2 protein-coding genes and 1 tRNA gene are annotated in these 1400 nt (G+C 71.9%); 2 read left to right on the top strand and 1 reads right to left on the bottom strand.

Annotated features, from left to right (window positions below; translation table 11 throughout):
• Nucleotides 1–380 precede the first annotated feature (380 nt).
• Both ASG04_RS07415 and ASG04_RS07410 read left to right on the top strand, forming a co-directional pair.
• Nucleotides 381–947 (top strand): AAA family ATPase, encoded by a 567-nt coding sequence (locus tag ASG04_RS07415; RefSeq protein ID WP_056121995.1) that lies wholly within the window; start codon nt 381–383, stop codon nt 945–947.
• Nucleotides 948–961: 14 nt separating this feature from the next.
• A tRNA-Arg gene (locus ASG04_RS07410) sits at nt 962–1037 on the top strand.
• Between the two features lie 61 nt (nt 1038–1098).
• Here ASG04_RS07410 and ASG04_RS17830 read toward each other — a convergent pair.
• Nucleotides 1099–1400, bottom strand: a 302-nt coding sequence (locus ASG04_RS17830; protein ID WP_235515471.1) for a hypothetical protein, incomplete at its 5' end; no start/stop codon positions are given.

Here is a 1400-nt window from a genome sequence, read left to right as displayed (position 1 = left end):
GCGCGAGGGGCGGGTGCGCGCGAGCGGGCGGAATGTCCGGGTGGTTGAGCTCGGCCACCCCGCGCTTCCGCCCGCTCGCGCGAGGACGCGAGCTGGCGAGGTGGGTGCCTTGCGCGAGCGGGCGGAATGTCCGGGTGGTTGAGCTCGGCCACCCCGCGCTTCCGCCCGCTTGCGCGAGGACGCGAGCTGGCGAGGTGGGTGCCTTGCGCGAGCGGGCGGAATGCCCAGGTGCGGAGCGGGCGGCACCCCGCGGATCCGCCCGCTCGCGCAAGGGGGCGGAAGGGGGGCGATGCCGCTCGCGTGGGGGTGCGGTGAGCGGGCGCGGCGAGCCTGGGACCGGAGGACTGCGTCGGGTGACTGGGCGTGGGTAGTCTCGACGGATGCTCGGACCATGGGACGCGCTCGAGCCGCCGCCACGCCGCGTGCTCGTGGCCGGGACGACGGGCGTCGGCAAGACCACCGCCGCCGGTCGCATCGGCCGAGCGCTCGGCGTCCCGCACACGGAGATCGACGGGCTGTTCCACGGCCCGGACTGGGGGCCACGTGCGTCCTTCGAGGACGACGTCGAGCGCTACACCGCTGGGCCCGCGTGGGTGACCGAGTGGCAGTACAGCCAGGTCCGGGCACTGCTCACGGAGCGCGCGGACACGCTCGTCTGGCTCGACCTGCCGGTGCCGATCGCGATGTGGCGCCTGGTCCGACGAACCGTTCGTCGGCGTGTGGGGCGGACTGAGCTCTGGAACGGCAACGTCGAACCGTCGATGTGGACGATCTTCACGAACCGCGACCACATCATCCGGTGGGGCATCCGCACTCGCAGGAAGATGCGCGCGATGGTCCCGGCGCTCGAACACGCCGCACCGCACCTCCGGATCGTGCGGCTCCAGTCGCAGACCGAGATCGACGCGTTCGTCGAACGACTCCGCCCACCCGGCACCGCGGAATAGAATCGACGGCGTCCGCCCCCGTAGCTCAGTGGATAGAGCAGGTGGTTTCTACCCACCGTGCCGCGGGTTCGATTCCTGCCGGGGGCACCACGGACGACGAAGGCCGCCACCCCGATCGGGATGGCGGCCTTCCTTGTGTGGTGGGACCGGGCTACTCGTCGTCGTCTGACTGGCGGCGCAGCTCGTTCGCGCTGATCGGCTTGGTGTAGGGCGCGTCCGAGGTCTCGTTCGCGTCAGCCGGTTCGACCCGATCGTCCTCGGTTCCCGCGGGCTCCGCCATGTCGGTGTTCCCGCTGTCGTCGTGCGCGGGGACGTCCGACCGCGCCGGGACGTCTGACCGCGACGGGAGGTCTGACCGCGCCGGTGCGTCCTTCCACCGACCGTCATCGACGACGTCGGCGTTGTCGTTGTCCGCATCCGGCGTCGCATCGGGCGCACTGGTCGTTTGAGCAG

The organism is Curtobacterium sp. Leaf183, assembly GCF_001424385.1.
In the GTDB taxonomy this organism is placed as follows: Bacteria; Actinomycetota; Actinomycetes; order Actinomycetales; family Microbacteriaceae; genus Curtobacterium.
The sequence above is the reverse complement of the archived record's forward strand: the minus strand, read 5'-3'. Positions and strand labels throughout refer to the sequence as shown.